Annotated in this window: 15 protein-coding genes; all 15 read left to right on the top strand. The window is 43.7% G+C overall.

The features are described from left to right. Positions 1 to 4: 4 nt before the first annotated feature. The 15 genes from KHO06_RS10695 to KHO06_RS10625 all read left to right on the top strand — a co-directional run bounded on the left by KHO06_RS10695 (position 5) and on the right by KHO06_RS10625 (position 20,193). The gene (locus KHO06_RS10695) at positions 5 to 1,021 is read left to right on the top strand and encodes a hypothetical protein (RefSeq protein ID WP_212581551.1); all 1,017 of its coding nucleotides are present in this window, start codon (positions 5 to 7) and stop codon (positions 1,019 to 1,021) included. A gap of 10 nt (positions 1,022 to 1,031) precedes the next feature. Continuing rightward, complete coding sequence (locus tag KHO06_RS10690; protein ID WP_152604679.1) at positions 1,032 to 2,864, top strand: hypothetical protein; 1,833 nt, start codon at positions 1,032 to 1,034, stop codon at positions 2,862 to 2,864. Between the two features lie 117 nt (positions 2,865 to 2,981). Beyond that, positions 2,982 to 3,878 carry an OmpA family protein gene (locus KHO06_RS10685; protein WP_081233609.1) on the top strand — a complete coding sequence of 299 codons (897 nt, stop codon included), beginning with the start codon at positions 2,982 to 2,984 and terminating at the stop codon, positions 3,876 to 3,878. Between the two features lie 74 nt (positions 3,879 to 3,952). Then, the gene (locus KHO06_RS10680; RefSeq protein ID WP_212581550.1) at positions 3,953 to 5,761 is read left to right on the top strand and encodes a hypothetical protein; all 1,809 of its coding nucleotides are present in this window, start codon (positions 3,953 to 3,955) and stop codon (positions 5,759 to 5,761) included. A gap of 298 nt (positions 5,762 to 6,059) precedes the next feature. Beyond that, on the top strand, positions 6,060 to 6,932 hold the full coding sequence (locus tag KHO06_RS10675) for a PDC sensor domain-containing protein (protein WP_212581549.1): 873 nt from the start codon (positions 6,060 to 6,062) through the stop codon (positions 6,930 to 6,932). A 220-nt stretch (positions 6,933 to 7,152) separates the two neighbouring features. Further along, positions 7,153 to 7,323, top strand: coding sequence for a hypothetical protein (locus KHO06_RS10670; RefSeq protein ID WP_212581548.1), 171 nt, complete (start codon positions 7,153 to 7,155; stop codon positions 7,321 to 7,323). Between the two features lie 376 nt (positions 7,324 to 7,699). After that, the gene (locus KHO06_RS10665) at positions 7,700 to 8,509 is read left to right on the top strand and encodes a helix-turn-helix transcriptional regulator (RefSeq protein WP_081233606.1); all 810 of its coding nucleotides are present in this window, start codon (positions 7,700 to 7,702) and stop codon (positions 8,507 to 8,509) included. Between the two features lie 171 nt (positions 8,510 to 8,680). Beyond that, positions 8,681 to 9,469, top strand: coding sequence for a TetR/AcrR family transcriptional regulator (locus KHO06_RS10660; RefSeq protein WP_005428091.1), 789 nt, complete (start codon positions 8,681 to 8,683; stop codon positions 9,467 to 9,469). 199 nt (positions 9,470 to 9,668) lie between these two features. Then, positions 9,669 to 12,047, top strand: coding sequence for an MMPL family transporter (locus KHO06_RS10655; RefSeq protein ID WP_212581547.1), 2,379 nt, complete (start codon positions 9,669 to 9,671; stop codon positions 12,045 to 12,047). A gap of 39 nt (positions 12,048 to 12,086) precedes the next feature. Beyond that, positions 12,087 to 12,878 (top strand): outer membrane lipoprotein-sorting protein, encoded by a 792-nt coding sequence (locus KHO06_RS10650; RefSeq protein WP_212582473.1) that lies wholly within the window; start codon positions 12,087 to 12,089, stop codon positions 12,876 to 12,878. A 9-nt stretch (positions 12,879 to 12,887) separates the two neighbouring features. Then, the gene (locus KHO06_RS10645) at positions 12,888 to 14,069 is read left to right on the top strand and encodes a hypothetical protein (RefSeq protein ID WP_047479176.1); all 1,182 of its coding nucleotides are present in this window, start codon (positions 12,888 to 12,890) and stop codon (positions 14,067 to 14,069) included. A 176-nt stretch (positions 14,070 to 14,245) separates the two neighbouring features. Continuing rightward, positions 14,246 to 15,370, top strand: coding sequence for a GGDEF domain-containing protein (locus KHO06_RS10640; protein ID WP_005427920.1), 1,125 nt, complete (start codon positions 14,246 to 14,248; stop codon positions 15,368 to 15,370). A gap of 284 nt (positions 15,371 to 15,654) precedes the next feature. Further along, on the top strand, positions 15,655 to 16,638 hold the full coding sequence (gene pheS, locus KHO06_RS10635) for a phenylalanine--tRNA ligase subunit alpha (protein ID WP_005427963.1): 984 nt from the start codon (positions 15,655 to 15,657) through the stop codon (positions 16,636 to 16,638). An 18-nt stretch (positions 16,639 to 16,656) separates the two neighbouring features. Next, positions 16,657 to 19,062, top strand: a complete 2,406-nt coding sequence (pheT, locus tag KHO06_RS10630; RefSeq protein WP_212581546.1) for a phenylalanine--tRNA ligase subunit beta — start codon at positions 16,657 to 16,659, stop codon at positions 19,060 to 19,062. A gap of 264 nt (positions 19,063 to 19,326) precedes the next feature. Then, a complete protein-coding gene (locus KHO06_RS10625) occupies positions 19,327 to 20,193 on the top strand; it encodes an isochorismatase family protein (protein WP_047479181.1) in 867 nt (288 codons plus the stop codon). Positions 20,194 to 20,242: the final 49 nt, after the last annotated feature.

The raw sequence follows: 20,242 nt of genomic DNA, 5'->3' as shown, positions 1-20,242 counted from the left end.
GGTTGTGGGTAAATTAATACTTAGGTTTTTGTGCATCATTATCTCAATGTCGTATCAATGCCAGAGTTATAGTGGCGAGATCAACCTGTATGATGATTTGTACGATACTCGCTATATGGCTCAGTACCAAGGTAATGAATCTATTAGCCCACTAATTTGGGATATCGTAGGAACGACACCTCCAGCGGACGCTATTATGATTGGCGGGGTAACTAAGCCCGGTATCCACTCGGTCAAAATGACGAACGCGTTCAACGGAGATGAGTTCATGATGGACGTCGATGTGATAGGTGGTCATTGGACGTTAGCCCCTCACAGTACGATGGCCTCCGGCAACCCCGGCCTGACCGTCAGTTATCTTGGTGGGGTTGCTTATTCCTACTCCGTAAAAGGGTCTGGCATAGGGAAATTAGTGATGACACTAAAGGAAACCGGCTCTCCAGTCATGGCGGTGAGGCCTGTGCTCAATGTCATTCCTGTGCCGAAGTTTCCAAGTTCGGGTTTATACCATGGTTTTACTACGGTGACCTTTATGGCGGATTTTATCAGAGATGGAGTAAAGTTCCGCCATTATATACCTATAGTATTGCGTTTTAATTTTTACCATATGCAATCGTGGATCAATTCGGTTGAAGTGATCGGTGATGGTGTGATGGATGTTATAAATATATCGCCAACTACGATTAGTGGTAAAACGACCTATATTGTAAGGCCACAAGGTATTAATTTGCATGGTGTAAAGATGGAATTGGTACCAAATAGCGACCTTTACACACTTAAATCGAATGACATTAATAACGAAGAAGAAATTCCTTATAGTGTCAGTTGCATTTCTGGTTGTGCGCTAGATCGACAAAATGAGCTCATTAAAGATGGAAAAGCAATTGCCATGAGTGATGAACAGCAGCCTTATATCTATGGAGATTCGGCGCGACTGCAAGTCAGTTTTGACAATATTTCTACTGTCAAACCCGATAAATATTCTGGCTCATTCACGGTGATGTTTAAAAATACTCTTTGACGAGGGAATTATGAAGAAAGTGCAAAAAGAAAGAACGAGGCCTGCGCGAGCAAAGAGATGGGGCTTATGTTTAGCCACCTTGCTATTTATGGGTTGCGGTAGTGAAAGCCCAACATCAGTGCAACCACCTCCTAGTGTTACTCTGCCACCTAGCAGTTATTTGATGGATGGCGTAAATATAGTCAAAACAAATGAAACAACATATATAGACTTTAATCAGTACGTTCAAAGCTCGAACGCGGTTATCACTCACATTGATGTAGCTGATTCTAATCCAGTATGTAGAATACCTGAAATTAAAGGGTTGGGAGTCCTCGTTACTCAAACACAAGATACTGTATGTGATTATCTCTACACTGTAGAATCAGATGACCTCGGTCAAGCAAGTGCAACATTGACGGTGATTTCTGACTCGCAACCTGCTTGGGTACTTCCTCAGATAGATAAAAAAGTGCAACCCGATGGTCACTCGTTGAAAATCGATCTCGCCGAAACACTAGGCGATATCATTTGGAAAGACTCGTATGTATTAATACCAGACCAAATTTATCTGCAAAGTATCGACTTCGCTCCTGCGGAGGCTTCTGGTCAGGGCAGTGTTATCAATGTGAAAGCTATCTTTGCTGGCGGTTGGACGCGAGTTTTATATTATGTAAAAGATAGTGAAAAACCTGATTTAACAATATACGGCCTTATTTACATCCACGTTGATTCGGATTTAATTCCTAATTTACCGTTAGAAATATCTAACAAAGATTATAAATATAACCCAACGGAACGCATCTTTGCTAAATACTTAAGTTCAGATACGGCAGGTTGTTCGGCAAGCAGTTGTGACAGTGTTTCTGATTATGTAACTAAAGGCGAGCGTAATAAACTGGAGCTCACGAGAAACGATACTATCTCGACAATCAACTTGTCTCAAACAGATACAAGTTTTGATAAGACTTACTTAATGATCACAGCCAACCAAAGCAATAAAGTCATGGTGAATATCGATGGTCGCTCCGTAGATGAACTGTGTCGTTACGACTGTAAAACAAGTGTGTTGGCATTTTATAACACGGACGGACATTGGGCAGAAACAGACCTTGGTTATCACATTTTTCCTGAGACAACTGTAGAGGTCGACATTGCTAAATTCAAAGACTTGGTCGTCTCAGATCCAGAGGGTGATGCGTGGCAACTATTTACGGTACAGACGTTTGGTACGACGGAAGTAAAACTGGCAGACCCAAATTATGTATGGAACACCTCATTCAAATTTAAAGCGAAGAGTGCTGGTGAAAAAGTGGTGAGCTACGTTGTAGGGGACCACTACGCAAACTACGACTCTGGAGTTATTCGATTCCAAGTGGAAGACCCGAACGTGTATCCGTGTTTTGGATTGTCAGGAAACTTTAACTGCTTACCTGCGAGTACCAGTGAAGTATCACGTAAGTTATTTATTCCTGCAGGTTCGGTGCAAGCAATGCAGATGTTGGGCATTACCGGCGTCACCTCTGATTATGAAACCGGGGATAAAGGGCCATTTGGTATGAATGTCGCGATGTTCAACTATAACGATGCAGAGCAACTTTGCGGATTATTGGCCGCTAATAACTTTGTTGAGCGCATCGACTGGGTTGTACCTTCACTGCGTGATATGCAAGATTATTATCAGAGGTATAAGTCTGGAAATAAAGGTTTGTTTGGGAAAATGTCATGGCCTGGCTCTCACCGCTATTGGGTGCGCGATACGAATAATGGTGGATTACCAAAAGCGTTTGACATTATTACTGGTGAAGTCGTAGCAGACTCTGAGGCGACTGAGAACTACGTAACTTGTTTATCTTTAAACTAAGTTCGCTACCCCAAATTGTGATTGAGCAGTTTGTACTAGACATTCCGGGTTAGTCGTTAGCTAGAAAGCTAAAAAGGCAATGATGACGATAGGCCAAAACTTCAGGAAAGATTTACTTTGAATTATTCTAAAGCAGTATTGCTAACCACCATGGTTTTCCCTCTTTGCGGTTACGGTCAGAGTGTGATGCCCAATTTTGAAGCTGAAGTGGGCGTTGGCGCAAGTTATCCGACAAACGCGGAGAATGGATTGTCCACCAAGTTGGGCTTGAGTTATAAATTAAATCCACACCTTGGTTTGTACGCGAGCTATGACGCATTTGACGTATCTAACGACGCGCTATCCTTAGCGACGTTAGGCATTAAGATGAAATCGGAACTTAATTCAGATCTTCATTTATTGGGTAAAGTCGGGGTAAGCAATTTACTTAATCAAGACACAGACTCTCGGCTGTCAAATACCATCGGACTCGGCGCAGAATATCGTTTAACCACCGGATTGTCTGCATTGGCCGGGGTCGATTATTACTACCACGTCCCAGTAGCGAGAAACGAGAAACTAAATATTAGCCAAGTTTATGTCGGTATCGCTTACCGATTCGGGCAGGTAAACAGCGAGGTGGTTGCGCAAGTAGAACCATTCGAGCCGAGAGAACCCAATGTGCAGCCAGTGGAACTGAAAGCACCCGAGGTAACGTCTGCGAAAAAACTGTTTGGATTTGACTCTGTTGCCATTTCATCAACGATAGCGTTAGAGAAAATGGTTCGTAGCTTGTTGGCCAATCCTAGACTCAAGGTTGAGGTAAAAGGTTATACAGATAGCCTTGGTTCGCCTAGCTATAATAATCGCCTCTCAAAGCAACGCGCACAGGCGGTTGCAAACTACTTAATAGATAGCGGTATAAATGAAGCGCGGATCACCGTATTTGGTTTAGGAGAAAGCGACCCGGTTGCAAGTAATGGTACTGAAATCGGACGAGCTCAAAACCGACGCGTTGATGTTCTCATTAAATAAGCTTAAGCATTCTAGGTACTCGAGTTTCAGTGTTTGATATAAAACTCGCGTACCTACTCAATAGGTATAGAAAAATGAGCATATTGGATAAAGTTTTTCCTCCTAGTGCCACCTTATTGTTGGGGTGCGCATTACTTTTAGTGGGTTGTGGACAGGATCAAACTCCTTCGGCGTCAACGCCAGAACCTGAGATCAGTGACGTCTTTTATGCGGGTGACGGTATTGTAAAAGTACATGTCGGTAAACTAACTCATATCAATATTCTGGAATTTGTTCAGGGCGGTCAGGTTGAAGTTATTGGCGTCAGAACTCTCGAAGATGAATCAATTTGTGGTGTTCCCAAATTGAATGGTAAGGGATTTGACATTACCGCGAAGCAGAACGGTCTGTGCACCTATGAATATGAAGTGGAACAACAGGGCGAAGTAGCAAGTGGAGAAGTTACTGTATTAATACTAGACCATGAGATTGAGTTTACTGACATGCCACCAGTGGCCGCTAGTGTTGCCCCAAATGGTTCAGTAACCGTATACAACTTAAGACAACAAGTTGGAACGCATTTAATACAAGAAAATTGCGAGATTATTACCGCAACGATTGGCGGTTCTTATCCATCTATCGGAACTATTGCGATAGAGCAACCACACAGCATAGCCTATACACCACCGGATTTGTCAGGCTGGAACCGAGTTGAGTATTTAATCAAAAACCCAGACTCCGGGAAGATTAGAAGTGGAGCTCTTTATATTACAGTATCGAATTCATTCAATCAGCCGCCAACAATAGGCATGACTGAATATTCTTACAACTATTCGGTTGAGAATTTTGATTTGGTTACCCGAGCGAGCTTACTAGGGTGTCAAAGTGATAACTGCGATCTAACCACATCTTTGGAAGACAATGACCACGTAAAATTGGGTTTCTACAGTACCGACTATCCAGCTAGTGTAACTTTGCCAAGCGGTACGAGTTTTAACAATAAAAAAGTGACGCTTGTGAGCAGTTATGATCAACCTGTTCCGATATATGCCGACAACGATAATGATGGCGTCGGAGAAGAGTTGCTTACTATTTGTTACCAATCAAGTTGTAAAGACGAAGAAGCGTTATTTATTAATATCGATAGCAAATGGCAAAAAACCATGATGCCGTCATACCTTCTTCCTGGCGATAAGGTGAGTTTTGAGCTTCATAATATTCCGGAATTACAGATAGTCGAGCCAGATGATGACTATTGGGGCCTAGGCTATGCTGAAGCGGGACCCGGTCTGAAAATCCGTAAGTTTTCGGAAGGTGCGCAGTTTGACCGAACCTTAACAATAGACATACTTGACCCGGGATTATATCAAGTTCTTTATGTTATCGAGGATGATCGAAGTGCTGGGTCCCTTGGTATGATAGAGGTCATCGTTGACTCGCCAAAAGTGTTCCCTTGTGCGGGCGTACCGCAAGATTTCCGATGCATACCAATCACGGCAAACCATCCAACTCGTAACTTATATGTGCCTGCAGTGTCGCCATATGCATTACGAAGTATGGGGATCGAGCCGGATGCAACAACAAACGATTCATCCCGAGACCCTGCAGGGATGAACGTAGGCTTATTGAACTACGACAATAACGTTAAATGGTGTGAAAAGCTTGCAGAAGAGTTTTACGCAGGTCGTTCAGACTGGCACATACCAACCGTTGCCGAGTTGCAAAAGGTTTATAAACCGACTGGTTTAGATGGTTACGCGGCGTGGCCAACATCAAACAATTATTGGACGAGTGAGAATTCAGGTCCCGGTATGCAAACGACGGTGAACTTGAGCAAAGAGTTTTCTACGTCTCCTAGTAATATTGATGAGCCTAAGTTTCCGGTTTGTATTTCTCGCCAGTAACGAATGATATTATCAACGCTTATTGACAAAGCTCGCCTAAAATGGCGAGCTTTTTATTTTGAAACGATATCTTATTTCATTTGTGTTGGTGTAAGGGTTTTCTTACGTGCGAGTTTTGTGGTTTTGGTTTATAGTCTGTGCGTAAATTCATACACGATTTGGGTTCTAGGAATAACCTGATTAGAACGGATTAAATTGCCTGTGTAATGGAGTGGATAGATGTCATTTTAAGTTTATGACTATCTCAGGCATATGACTGAAATAATGATGAAAAATAAAATAGTTTTCGGTGTTTTTTTTGGTGATTGTCACTGTGTTAGGTTTGGCAATATACATTATATGCGAGTGTAAAGAAAAAGAGCAGAATAAGCTAATAACGTTACTAAGTGAAAGTAACTCAAAAGCATTAACCAATAACTATAAATATGCAATAAGCTCTTATGAAAAGTTGCTAAACACTGTTGCAGAAAATGTATCATCTCCGTTAGCAGGCGATAAATTTGAGGAAAATGCCAGCTTTTTAATTTCATCTGCATATTCATTAAAGAATCGCTACAATATCTTGGATGTTGCAATTATTAGTGATGATGGTGTTGTATATTCATCAGATGAAATGGTTCTTGATTGGAACGCAAAGGCACTTCGCCGTCCTTATTTTGTTGAGGTGGTAGAGAAGGGGGGCCCATTCTACCAGTCAAAACTATATAAGTCAGTTCATACAGGAAAGATGGTTTTGACCTTGGCCGTTCCCGTACACTTTAACGAAGATGTTGTAGGTATGGTCTTGTTTGATATATCAGGTACAAGCCTATTAAGTGACGTTGAAAGAGAATTTGTATTAACGGATGAACACGGAATTGTATTTGCCGTTGATCCAGTAAATGCTCGTTGGCTAAACCGTGATATTTATGAGATTCGAAGTCAATACCGCGGGTTGAGTGCAACTGATAAAGAACCTCTTATTTATCAAAATGAATTTAGTGAGAACTTTGCAGTAACCAAATCGAGGCTGTTTGATGGGAACTATTTATTTACTATAATTCCTTTGGATAATATGCTTAGTAAGCAGTATCTGAAATCAGTATGTGTGTTTTTTTTCGTGTTTTTCGCTGTTTTTATAGGCTTTTCAACTTTGTTTTATGCAATAAAAAATAAGTATGCTACTAATTAGGTGGTAGGATGTGCTTTGTATGCTGAATGATGGGGTGAACATATCCATTCTATGTCAGTTATTTTAAGGCTAGATTATTATTGAACTCTGCAAAAGGTGGTATTTGGGATGTTTGCAACTTGCGGTGTAACAGAGTTGACCATGTTCTAGTGAGTTAGTATAAATTCAACAAAATGGCGGGTTCTTATGAAGTTATTAACAAAACATTACGTGTCGTAGAATGAATTACAAGCATACTCTTACGCTAGTGATGCTATGTATTTCGATGGAATATAACGAAACTGCTTTCGCCGATGAGGTGACGATTAAGTCAAATGTCGAACTAATGACTGACGGTAAAAATGATGATTGGCGGACGAAGTGGATCGATGCGATGATCTCAACGAAGTAGAACGTATTCCAGCAACAAAGAGACCAGTCATCGCTCTATGTCCTTTTTTGCAAGGTTATGCATTTTTGCTTGCATGTTTTGTAGGGTAAATATTCTAATTATTTGTAATGCTTTAAGTCGGAAATACTCTGAAAAATCACTCGAGTTAGCAGTTAATGCGACGAACAGCATGCTGATTAACATGTTTATAATCTATTCTAATAACAACTCATAATGAAACTGAATGCATTTTAAGTGCCGTCATTAACATCATAAATGTGAATCAAAGTATATTAATTCAAAGTTTTCTTATAAAAATATGAACTTATGCCTTGCGAAGTGATTCTAAATTGTTACAAATACTATACAGTTGTAACATTGCCATAAGGAATTGTAGATGAGAGAACTCACTCCCGAGTACTTGTTAGCCGCATTACGACAAGCGATAAAAACCAAAGGGCTAACATATCGAGAGTTATCTGAGAAAATGGGCATGCCGTTGTCCACTTTTAAACGTCATTTAACTAGTACTAACCTTGCTCTAGATAAGCTACTCGAGTATTGCCGCGCGGTTGACTGCACCCTTGACGAGTTGCAGAAACTGGCAAATCAACTTCAAGCTGAGGATCAAGATTACTTTAGCCACACGCAAGACGAAGTCTTTTTTCAATTTCCTCATCTTTACGATTTTTATCGAGAATTACGGATGCTGCGTGGAAAAGACGGCTATACCATCCTAATGAAAAAGTATGAGCTCTCGAAACAAAGTATGTCGGACTATTTAGGCGCGCTAGAGCTACTTGATCTGGTTTATGTTGATGAAGAAAACAACATCACGCTGCATGGCCCGCTTTATTATAGCTATGCTGAAAACTCGAAGCTTAACGACAAGTACACTGAGATCATTAAGGATCAAACTACAACGCATGAAAAGTGCGTGCGTGTCGCTTTATCTCGCATGAAAATCACCGAGGAACAATTACTTATATTAGAGGAGCAGGTAGCCAAGACCGTGCTGGATTTTCATTCGAAGAACGTTGTCGCCGAGAACTTTGATGTATCAGACTTCACCAATGTTCTATTGATTGCAGGGCCGCATCACCCCGTCACTTTTTCCGATGGCATCGTTCAAACTGGAACAAGTTTTATTGATGATATCCGCTATGCGATTGCATCAGCAGGGGATAAACCGAGCCTCTCGATATAATCTCTAGTTATTTTTAGTGATTTATAGATTTGCGGTTGAAATGGTTTGTGGGTGAGCTATTATGACGAAGTGTCAATTATGACGGTTCGTCAGAAAGTGTAATTTCGTTTCTGCATACCATATTCGTGTTACAATTCATTTGGGTTACACAGTAATACGGAACAGGGAAATATGTTTAACTTTGGCTGCAAGAAAAATGACAAGCAAGAGGGTTGTCGTGTCGCTTCTGGTTTAACCAAGAAACAACAAGCGATTGCTGATCGTGAGGTGGAATTAGTCCAACTTGCCAAGTCATTGGTTCAAGAGCAGGGGTTTGCGAATCTAACAATGGATAAGCTCACCGCCGCAAGTTCTTACTCTAAAGGGACTATCTACAACCATTTTTGTAGCAAAGAAGACGTTATCCTTGCCCTTTGTATCCACTCACTGAAAAGTGAGGCGATGTTTTTCGAACGTACAGCCAACTTTGATGGCAATACGCGTGAGAAAATCATAGCAATGCATGTGGGCTACCGTATTTATGCTCGTATGGAGCCTGTTTTGTCAACGTGTGCCATTGTTGCCAAAACACCTTGGGTGATAGAGAAGGCTTCGCCAGCTCGCCTGAATGAATTAAACAAGCTTGAAGAAGAAGTGATATCCGGTGCGGATGCATTAGTGAATCATGCCGTAGAGATCGGGGACTTAAAGTTCTCACCTGCAGTGGGCTCTGATGCTATCGTATTTGCAAACTGGTCGATCGCTTTTGGATCTAATGCGCTTGCTCAAAATGCGTCAAATAGCCGATGCATACAGCGCTTACAAGACCCTTTTTCAGTGCTTCATAATGCGAATATGCTACTGGACGGTTTAGGATGGTTGCCGCTCTCAACGGAGTGGGATTACCGTAAAACCTGGCGTCGAGTTGAGCAGGAATTATTCAGTGAAGAACTTGCTTATCTCGATTCAGTCAATCGCTAAGCAGGGTACAAACCAATCATCTTAACGGGTTGGTTTTTTAATCACACTACATGACGGATCGTCAATAACGATGTTTTTTCACCAAGCCTTTCAGCCAGACTGGTGTAAAGCGCGTTAGAAACGGATCTGGAATTAGAGAACAGCGCAAGCTGCTTTTTTAGCTCCATTTTATGACGAAACGTCACAAAAGGAGAGTGTGATGAAACACCACCAAGCTCAACAAGGCTCCTCCAGTCAATGGGGGAAGGTTCCAACCAAGTACAGTATTTGGGTAGTGCTGGCGACAGTATTGCTCGTGATGTTCGCGACAATAGGAGGAAAAAATCTCTATTTTCGTGGTGACTATAATATCTTTTTTGACGGCACTAATAAGCAGTTGTTGGCTTTCGATGAGATTCAAACCACCTTTGCGAAAACAGACAACCTTGCCATCGTCGTTGCACCAGACAACAACGACGTCTTCACTCCAGCAACTCTTCAACTTATACAAAACCTCACTAATGATTCGTGGCAGGTGCCTTATTCAAGCCGCGTGGACTCGATTGCTAACTACCAACATACCGAAGCCTTTGAAGATGATCTTCTCGTCGAAGACTTGTTGTATGAAGACTATGAGCTAACCCCTGACCGTATTGCAAAGGTAAAGCAAATTTCGCTGACTGAACCCGTGCTGAAAGGCGCTTTGATTTCAGAGAAAGGTGATGTCACGGTTGTTAATATTACCGTGCAACTACCAGAAGTAGACAAGACTGCTGAAGTGCAAGAGGTGATGTCTCATATCAACGCAATGTTGGAGCGTTACCAACAGAACTACCCAAATGTTGAGTTCCATAAAGCGGGCATTATTGCTATGAACTACGCGTTTATGACGGCTGCGCAGGAGGATAGCTCGACATTGGTGCCAACCATGTTGTTAGTGATTTTGGTGTTCTTAACCATAATGTTGCGTTCATTCTTGAGTGTTGTCGCCACGCTGATTGTTATCATTGGCTCAGTTATGGCAACAATGGGGCTTTCGGGATGGGCTGGCATGTTCTTGAGCACCGCAACGGTCAACGTGCCAACACTGGTTATGACGCTCGCCGTTGCGGATTGTGTGCATGTTATCACCACGATGCGTCAGTCGATGCAAAATGGCTTTAGTAAAGCGCACTCTATCGAACGAAGTGTTTCACTTAACTTCATACCAATCCTAATCACTTCAGTGACTACGGCGATCGGCTTCTTGATGATGAATATGTCCGATTCTCCAGTATTGAGAGACTTCGGCAACTTGTCAGCGTTAGGTGTAATGATCGCATGCTTCCTTTCTGTCACGCTTCTTCCTGCCTTACTGAAGTTGCTTCCTATCAATGTTAAGCAAACGCCTTCGAACGGCAAGTCTGACTTTATGGACAAACTGGGCGACTTTGTTGTTACACATCGCAAAGCGTTACTGCCTGCATCTGTTTTGGTTATTGCAGTCAGTGCGAGTTTGATTCCTTTGAATCGCGTTAATGATGAATCCGTCAAGTACTTCGATAACCGCAGTGATTTTCGTCAAGCTGCCGACTTTATGGAAGCGCGCATCAGTGGCATGACCAACATCAGTATTGCGATTAAAACTAACGAATCGCAAGGGATTGCAGCTCCGGTATTTCTCAATACTATTGGTGGGTTTACGGACTGGCTGCGAGTTCAACCTGAAACTGACCATGTTGCGACGCTAGCGGATGTATATAAACGTCTCAATAAGAACATGCATGGCGACGACGAAAGCTACTACGCATTACCACAAAATCGCGAACTGGCTGCGCAATATCTGTTGCTTTATGAGATGTCCTTGCCGTATGGGCTCGACCTAAACAACCAAATCAATGTTGATAAATCGTCAATTAAAATGGTCCTCACCGTCGATAACTTAGGCAGTGTTGAATTGGTTGATCTTGAGAATCGCATCTATGCGTGGTTTGCTGACAATGCCCCTCAATATGAAGTAGTCGCTTCGAGCCCTTCTTTGATGTTCGCCCACATTGGCGAGACCAACATGGCAAGTATGCTCTCTACTTTACCTATCACATTAGTGCTCATTTCCGCGTTGCTCATCTTTGCGCTTCGCTCTCTTAAACTGGGTTTGATCAGCTTGGTGCCAAACATCGCACCGGCCGTGATTGGCTTTGGTCTCTGGGCGCTTATCTCAGGTGAAATCAACCTCGGGCTGTCAGTAGTGGTGACGTTGACCCTCGGAATCGTGGTCGACGATGCCGTTCATTTCCTCTCTAAATATCAACGAGCTCGAAAAGAGGGACAAACAGCAGAGCAGGCGGTTCGCTATGCCTTCCATACTGTGGGTCGCGCGCTATGGATTACGACTGTCGTTTTAGTTGCTGGTTTCTCAGTGTTGGCGATGTCGAGCTTCCGTTTGAACGCGGACATGGGCCAGCTCAGCGCGATAGTCATCTTTATCGCTTTAGTCGTGGACTTTTTATTCTTACCGACTTTATTGATGCTGTTTGATAAGGCCACTTACCAACAAATCACCGGAACGAAATCATTCCGCTCACAAGCTAAGAATAACGTTGCAGCGACACCGTTGTAATCGGACACGAACTTCAGGAATTAAGACAAGGAATACATGATGAAACTAGTTAAAACACCATTCAAAGTCGCCGCGTTATCGGTTTCACTTTTGCTTTCGTCATTTGCGTGGGCAGATGAGGTAAAAGGATTAGAGATTGCACAGGAGCGCAAAGCTCGTGATGAAGGTTGGGGGGATTCGGTGGCAACCATGCAAATGATCCTTCGCAACGCACAAGGGGAGAGCAGTACGCGTTTGATGCGCTTGAAATCACTTGAGGTTGCCGATGATGGTGATAAAGGGTTGACCATTTTTGATGAGCCACGTGATGTAAAAGGCACTGCATTCCTCAACCATTCTCATACAGTTGGTGCTGATGACCAGTGGCTCTACCTACCGGCTCTTAAGCGTGTAAAACGTATTGCGTCACGCAACAAATCAGGTCCGTTTATGGGCAGTGAGTTTGCTTATGAAGACCTGAGCTCATTCGAGATCGAAAAATACCGTTTCAATTACCTAAAAGATGAAACGATGAATGACCAAGAGACGTTTGTATTAGAGCAAATCCCGACAGATAAAAACTCTGGTTACACCAAGCAGGTGGTTTGGTTGGATAAAGCGCACTACCGTCCTTTGAAAGTCGAATTTTATGACCGCAAAGGCGCGTTGCTAAAATCACTCCTGTTCTCTGACTACAAGCAATACCTAAATCAATACTGGCGTGCGCACACCATGGCGATGACCAATCACCAAACAGGTAAAAGCACAGAACTGACAACCAGTGAACTCACGTTCCAGACCGGGTTAAAAGACAACGATTTCAACAAAAACACCCTAAAGCGCGTTAAGTAGGGTGGTTGAATGAAAAGAGTAATCGCAGCAAACCGAACCTTGGCTAGCATTGCTGCAATGCTGTGCTCTTCGCCATTGTTTGGCGTTGAACTAGCGGGGCAGGCTAACATTGAGCATCGGCAATTTTTCTCTGATGGTGCTCAAGGACAGGGCAAAGGACAAACATCACTCGTGTTGCAGCCAGAGCTTTACTGGGATCTGCAAGGCGGTGATGCGAGTTTCACGTTCACACCTTTTTATCGCTGGGACAGCATGGATGATGAGCGCACTCATGGTGATATTCGAGAAGCCTTGTATTTAACCTATTGGGATGATTACGAACTTCGTGTTGGCATCAGTAAGGTGTTTTGGGGCGTCACAGAGTCTGCGCACTTGGTTGATGTTGTAAACCAAATTGATGCAATAGAAGCGGTTGATGGAGAAGATAAGCTTGGCCAACCTATGGTGCACTTTACCTCTATCAAAGATTGGGGGACGGTGGATGCCATGATATTGCCTTATTTTCGTGAGCGGACATTTGCGGGTAAAGATGGACGTTTGAGGATTGATCCTGTTGTATCTGATGATGCGTTGTATGAATCTAGCCGAGAAGAAAAGCATGTGGATGTGGCTTTTCGGTACGCGCAAATGTTCGGCGATTGGGATGTGGGCTTAAGCTATGTTTATGGAACAAACCGTGACCCGTACTTTCGGTTTGAGCAAGGGGAGTTAAAGCCTTATTACGCCCTAATGAACCATGTTGGGCTAGATGTACAAGGCATTGTGGGCGATTGGTTATGGAAGCTAGAGAGTGTCTACCGCGATAGCTTCGACAATCATGTCGGAGTCGTCACCGGTTTTGAATACACGATAGTGGGCGCTTTTGAGACAGCATGGGACGTTGGCATCATCGGCGAGTATTTGTATGACAGCCGCGGTAACAACGCCCAAAATATTGGGCAAAACGATGTGTTTGCAGGTATTCGTTTAGCATTAAATGATGAGGATGGTACTGAAGTTCTAACGGGTATCACGCAAGATCTCGACAACTCCGATGTGTACAACGCAAAACTTGAGGCTTCCAGCCGCATTTCAAATCATTTCAAGTGGCAAATAGACGCTTGGCTGTTTAAAAATGAGACCCCAACAGATTTGCTTTACTTTGCGCGGGACGATGACTTTATTGAGTTCTCTATCCAGTATTATTTTTAAATTGGTAGATAAACTAATCGAAAAGTTGGAGGTAAGTAGATCTACGTCATTATTTTGACTGGCTTCTAAAGCGTTAAAAAAATTTTGTCGTTACTATTCCTTATATTAATTGTGGTATTGATAGTTGTGTATAAGCAACTATCAATACTGACTGGTTTTACTCAGGAGTAGTAGCGTTGAATTCATTTCGTTGGGACACATATTTCGAAACTGGAATCGAACAAGTTGATGAGCAACACCAGTATTTAGTCGGCTTCATTAATAAGTACGGCGAACTTTTGGCACAAAACAGCATCTCCCTGACCGATATTCAAGTCGCATTGTTTGATCTTTCTCGTTACGCCGAGTTCCACTTCAAAGAAGAAGAGAACTTGATGCGCGAAGTGGGGATCTATCCTGAGCATCTACAGAAACATATCCAAGTCCATCGCGCGTTCATGAGCGATATCATCAGCATGCAAAGCTTCATCAATGAAGAAAATAAGCGTGCGGCCGAACAGTTGCTGGATTTCCTTATTCATTGGCTGGCGTACCACATTCTTGGCATTGACCAGAACATGTCTAAGCAAGTGGCGGCGATTCAATCCGGCATGTCTCCAAAAGCAGCGTATGAAGAGCAAGAAAAACAAGCCAACGCGTCAACAGAGCCGCTGCTTGAGGCGCTAAATGCGCTATTTTCACAAGTCTCAGAGCGAAATCGAGAGCTACTCAAGCTGAACCTAGTTCTAGAGGAAAAGGTGGACGAAAGGACGAAGCAGTTATCGAATGCAAATAAACAGCTAGAAGCCTTGTCCTTAACCGACTCATTAACTCAGTTACCGAACCGTAGAAGCGCGATAAAAACGCTTAAGAAACTGTGGAAGGATGAGGACGCTAAAGACCTGCCTTTGGTTTGTATCATGATCGATGCGGATTACTTCAAACAAGTGAATGATACCTGCGGCCATGAAGCAGGGGATTTAGTTCTAACCGAGCTCGCGCAAGCATTGAAGCACTACTTCCGCAGTGACGACATTGTGTGTCGTTTGGGTGGCGATGAGTTTTTCGTAATTTGCCCAGATACCGGATTAGAGGGTGGTTTGCATGTGGCAGAGGCGGTGAGAAAACAGGTCTCCCATATGCTTGTTCCTACTTCATTCGAACCTTGGCGAGGGAGCATCAGTGTTGGTGTCGCAGAACGTCGAGACAATATGGAAACCTACACGGATTTAATTCGAGTTGCCGATGAGGGCGTTTACTTGGCAAAACAAAACGGTAAAAACCGAGTTCAAACCGTACAAAAACTGACGCCTTTAAACTAGGTTACTTCTTATATTTAATCGCCAAAGAAAACGGTCTTCTCTTCTCGCTTGATAAGAACAAAACCAGTGACTTTCTTTGGCTTCTTATGCAAAAACAACCTCGATAAAATGGGCGTTATTCCTAGATAACGCTGCTTTTTTTACGTTTTTGTGTTCTTTTTATTCAATAACCTCTTCTTTTCATAATTCAATTTGGCTTTGGTGGCGCGTTTGGCTACTATGTACAGCTATCAAAAAACCAATCACTCCCTTATGGATACTACCAATAGGTAGATGAGGAAACGATGCAACATCTAGAAGAGATCATTGCTAACGCGAGCGCGGCAATTGAAGCTGCAGAATCGCTAGTCGTACTTGATGAAGTGCGTGTTCAGTATCTAGGTAAAAAAGGTGAGCTAACTGCTCAACTTCAAAGCCTAGGTAAACTACCACCAGAAGAGCGCCGTGAAGCTGGTCAAGAGATCAACAAAGCGAAAGGCGTAGTTCAGCAAGCTATCGTAGCTCGTAAAGATGCACTACAACGTGCAGAGCTAGAAGCGAAGCTAGCAGCTGAAACAATCGACGTGACTCTACCAGGTCGTCGTATCGAGAACGGTGGTCTACACCCTGTTACTCGTACTGTTGAGCGTATTGAACAGTTCTTTGGTGAGCTAGGCTTTAACACTGAGTCTGGTCCTGAGATTGAAGATGCATTCCACAACTTTGATGCACTAAACATCGCAGAAGATCACCCAGCGCGTACTGACCACGACACGTTCTTCTTTAACCCAGATCTAATGCTACGTACTCACACGTCTGGCGTTCAGATCCGTACGATGGAAAATGGTAAACCACCATTCCGTTTCATCGCACCAGGCCGTGTATACCGTAACGACTACGACCAAACGCACACGCCAATGTTCCACCAAGTGGAAGGCATGCTAGTAGACGAGAACGTAAACTTCGCACAGCTAAAAGGCATCCTGCACGACTTCCTATGTAACTTCTTTGAAGAAGAAGTTGAAGTTCGTTTCCGTCCTTCTTACTTCCCATTCACTGAGCCTTCAGCAGAAGTAGACGTGAAAGGTAAGAACGGCAAATGGCTTGAAGTTCTAGGTTGTGGCATGGTTCACCCTAACGTACTGCGCAGTGTAGGCATCGACCCTGAGAAGTACTCTGGTTTCGCATTCGGTATGGGCGTTGAACGTCTAACTATGCTTCGTTACGGCGTAAACGATCTTCGTGCGTTCTTCGAGAACGACCTTCGTTTCCTAAAACAGTTCAAGTAATCCAGGGGATACATCACTATGAAATTTAGCGAATCTTGGCTTCGTGAGTGGGTAAACCCTGCGGTATCGACTGACGAACTTACACACCAAATCACAATGGCGGGTCTAGAAGTAGACGACGTACTACCTGTAGCTGGTTCTTTCACTGGCGTTAAAGTAGGTAAAGTGGTTGAGTGTGGTCAACACCCAGACGCTGACAAACTACGTGTAACTAAAGTAGATGTTGGCGCTGAAGAGCTTCTAGACATCGTTTGTGGCGCATCTAACTGTCGCCTAGGTATCAAAGTTGCTGTAGCGACTGTTGGTGCTGTACTACCAGGCGATTTCAAAATCAAAAAAGCAAAACTACGTGGTCAACCATCACACGGCATGCTGTGTTCATTCTCTGAACTAGGTATCGACGTTGAATCTGATGGCATCATGGAACTAGCAGAAGACGCAGCAATCGGTACTGATTTCCGCGAATTCCTAGGTCTTGACGACGTAACAGTAGACGTAGACCTAACGGCTAACCGCGCGGACTGTTTCAGCATCCGTGGTATGGCGCGTGAAGTTGGCGTTCTAAACCGTGCTGACGTAACTGAGCCTGCGGTAAATGCAGTAGCTCCGGCTATCGACGATCAAGTATCAATCGAAGTGAAAGCACCTGCAGCATGTCCACGTTACCTTGGCCGCGTGGTTAAGAACGTAAACGTTCAAGCTGAAACACCACTATGGATGCAAGAGAAACTGCGCCGTTGTGGCATCCGCTCTATCGACCCAGTTGTAGACATCACTAACTTTGTTCTTCTAGAGCAAGGCCAGCCAATGCATGCATTCGATCTTGCTAAGATTGAAGGCGGCATCGTGGTTCGTATGGCAGAGCAGGGCGAGAAGCTTACTCTTCTAGACGGTAACGAAGCTGAGCTAAACGCTGATACTCTAGTAGTAGCAGACCACAACAAAGCACTTGCTATCGCAGGTATCTTTGGTGGTGAAGAGTCTGGTGTAACCACTGAAACTAAAGACGTGCTACTTGAGTGTGCGTTCTTCGCACCAGACCACATCCGTGGTCGCGCGCGTAGCTACGGTCTACACACGGATTCTTCAATGCGTTTTGAGCGTGGTGTCGATTTCGCACTACAAACAAGCGCAATGGAGCGTGCAACAGAACTTCTTGTTGAGATCTGTGGTGGTGAAGTAGCACCTGTTGTTGCTGTAGAGTCAGAAGCTGACTTACCAAAAGCGAACACAGTATCACTACGCCGTACTAAGCTAGACAGCCTACTAGGTCACCACATTGCAGACAGCGATGTTGTTGAAATCCTAGAGCGTCTTGGCCTAACAGTTGAAACAACTGACTCAGGTTGGACAGCAACTGCACCGACATGGCGTTTTGACATCGCAATCGAGCAAGACCTAATTGAAGAAGTAGGTCGTATCTACGGTTACGATAACATCCCTAACCAAAACCCAGCGGCAGCACTTAAGATGCACGACCACGCAGAAGCGAACATTCCGCTAAAACGTGTTCGTAACCTACTTGTTGACCGTGGTTACCAAGAAGCAATCACTTACAGCTTCGTTGAGCCAGAGCAGCAAAAGCTTGTTGTTCCGGGTGTTGAGCCGCTAATCCTGCCATTCCCAATCTCTGCGGATATGTCAGCAATGCGTCTAGGCCTAATCCAAGGTCTACTAAACACTGTGGTTCACAACCAGAAGCGTCAACAGCCACGCGTTCGTCTATTCGAATACGGCCTACGTTTCATCCCATGTGAGTCTGCTGAAAACGGTATGCGCCAAGAGCCTATGCTTGCAGGTGTTATCGCAGGTACTCGCAGTGAAGAGCACTGGGACATCGAAACCAACACAGTTGATTTCTTTGATCTGAAAGGCGACCTAGAAGCGGTTCTTGAGCTTACAGCAAACGAAGCGGCTTACTCTTTCGCAGCACTTTCTGTTGAAGACAAAGCAGCGAACCCAGCGCTTCACCCAGGTCAATCTGCAGCTATCATCGTTGATGGCAAGCAAGTTGGTGTGATTGGTACTGTGCACCCTGAGCTTGAGCGTAAGTTTGGTCTAAACGGCCGTACTATCGTATTCGAAGTGGAATGGTCTGCAATCAACACTAAAGTGATTCCAGAAGCTGTAGCGCTTTCTAAGTTCCCATCAAACCGTCGTGACATCGCAGTAGTTGTTGATGAAGCAGTAGCTTCAGGTGACATCGTTGCAGCATGTCTAGAGCAAGGTGGCGAGTTCCTTAAAGACGCGAAACTGTTCGACGTTTACGTTGGTAAAGGCGTTGAAGAAGGTAAGAAGAGTCTAGCTATCGCGCTAACACTACAATCTGTAGAGCGTACGCTTGAAGATGCAGACATCGCGGGTGCGGTTGACGCTATCGTTGCTCACGTTTCTGAGAAGTTTGGTGCGTCTCTACGTGACTAATCTCGCGTAACGTATCTTCTTAAGAAATAAAAACCCTGCCAGTTTGGCAGGGTTTTTTTGTATCTGCCGATCTGAGTGAAGTTGTGAGCGAAGAACCAATTCAATTATTGATCTGCGTTTTGGGGAGTGAATTCCATATAAGCAATTGATTTTATATTCATTGTTGGCTTAGAATTACTGAGAATGATATTGATTATCAATATTGTTGTTTTGGGCTCGCTTGCCCCATATTTTGTAGTAATCGTTCCAGATAAGGATAACTAAATGGCTATTCCTAAGATCGCCTCATATAAAATCCCTCAGTCAGAGACATTTCCAGAAAACACAGTAGATTGGAAAATAGATCCTAAGAAGGCTGTTGTTTTAGTTCATGATTTGCAGACTTATTTCCTCAACTTCTTTGATAAAACGAAGTCACCAGTACCAGAGCTTTTGGAGAATGTTAGCAAGCTTCTAGACAATGCAAGAGCGGCTAATATCCCTGTTATCTACACGGCTCAGCCTGCAAATCAGGAACCGAATGAGAGGGCACTTCTGACCGACTTCTGGGGTGCAGGTCTAACTCAAGATACGGATATTGCTCCGGAAGTATCACCTCAAGCTGGCGATATTCAATATACCAAGTGGCGTTATAGTGCATTTAAGAAAACGCCATTACTTCAGTGGATGCAAGAAGAGCAAAGAGATCAGCTCATCATTGTTGGTGTGTACGGCCATATTGGCATTCTATCGACAGCGTTGGATGCGTTTATGCTAGATATCAAACCTTTCGTAATTGGTGATGCGATTGCGGATTTCTCCGAAGAAGATCATCTTCATACTATCAAATATGTCGCTGGAAGAAGCGGGTGCGTGAAATCCGTGAATGAATTTATCAAAACGATGAAGCCATCAGATTCATCAAGCGCTTTGAGCTTAGAGTCTATGAGGAAGGATGTCGCGGATATACTTGACGTTGATTTGGATGAGGTAGACGTTGATGAAAATCTTATCTTCCTTGGTCTGGATTCAATTCGAGTAATGACACTGCACAGCCGCTGGAAGGCACTAGGTTTTAATGTCGAACTTGCTGACATGGTGGCTCTGCATACCATCAAAGACTGGTGGGAAGCGACGCAAGTTACCGCTTAAAAGTTGCTTATTTCTATAGTCCTGTATAAAAAGCGCCCCTGTATAAAAC

Origin of the sequence: Vibrio sp. B1FIG11, assembly GCF_905175335.1 — a bacterium.
GTDB lineage: Bacteria > Pseudomonadota > Gammaproteobacteria > Enterobacterales > Vibrionaceae > Vibrio > Vibrio campbellii.
This window is presented reverse-complemented; position numbering and strand designations above follow the sequence as displayed.

What these genes read in the sequence shown, in the direction of transcription:
- KHO06_RS10690 (WP_152604679.1), top strand. Translation starts at nt 1,032, where the DNA reads ATGAAGAAAGTGCAAAAAGAAAGAACGAGGCCTGCGCGAGCAAAGAGA.
- KHO06_RS10680 (WP_212581550.1), top strand. Translation starts at nt 3,953, where the DNA reads ATGAGCATATTGGATAAAGTTTTTCCTCCTAGTGCCACCTTATTGTTG.
- KHO06_RS10670 (WP_212581548.1), top strand. Translation starts at nt 7,153, where the DNA reads ATGAATTACAAGCATACTCTTACGCTAGTGATGCTATGTATTTCGATG.
- KHO06_RS10665 (WP_081233606.1), top strand. Translation starts at nt 7,700, where the DNA reads ATGAGAGAACTCACTCCCGAGTACTTGTTAGCCGCATTACGACAAGCG.
- KHO06_RS10660 (WP_005428091.1), top strand. Translation starts at nt 8,681, where the DNA reads ATGTTTAACTTTGGCTGCAAGAAAAATGACAAGCAAGAGGGTTGTCGT.
- KHO06_RS10655 (WP_212581547.1), top strand. Translation starts at nt 9,669, where the DNA reads ATGAAACACCACCAAGCTCAACAAGGCTCCTCCAGTCAATGGGGGAAG.
- KHO06_RS10650 (WP_212582473.1), top strand. Translation starts at nt 12,087, where the DNA reads ATGAAACTAGTTAAAACACCATTCAAAGTCGCCGCGTTATCGGTTTCA.
- KHO06_RS10645 (WP_047479176.1), top strand. Translation starts at nt 12,888, where the DNA reads ATGAAAAGAGTAATCGCAGCAAACCGAACCTTGGCTAGCATTGCTGCA.
- pheS (WP_005427963.1), top strand. Translation starts at nt 15,655, where the DNA reads ATGCAACATCTAGAAGAGATCATTGCTAACGCGAGCGCGGCAATTGAA.
- pheT (WP_212581546.1), top strand. Translation starts at nt 16,657, where the DNA reads ATGAAATTTAGCGAATCTTGGCTTCGTGAGTGGGTAAACCCTGCGGTA.
- KHO06_RS10625 (WP_047479181.1), top strand. Translation starts at nt 19,327, where the DNA reads ATGGCTATTCCTAAGATCGCCTCATATAAAATCCCTCAGTCAGAGACA.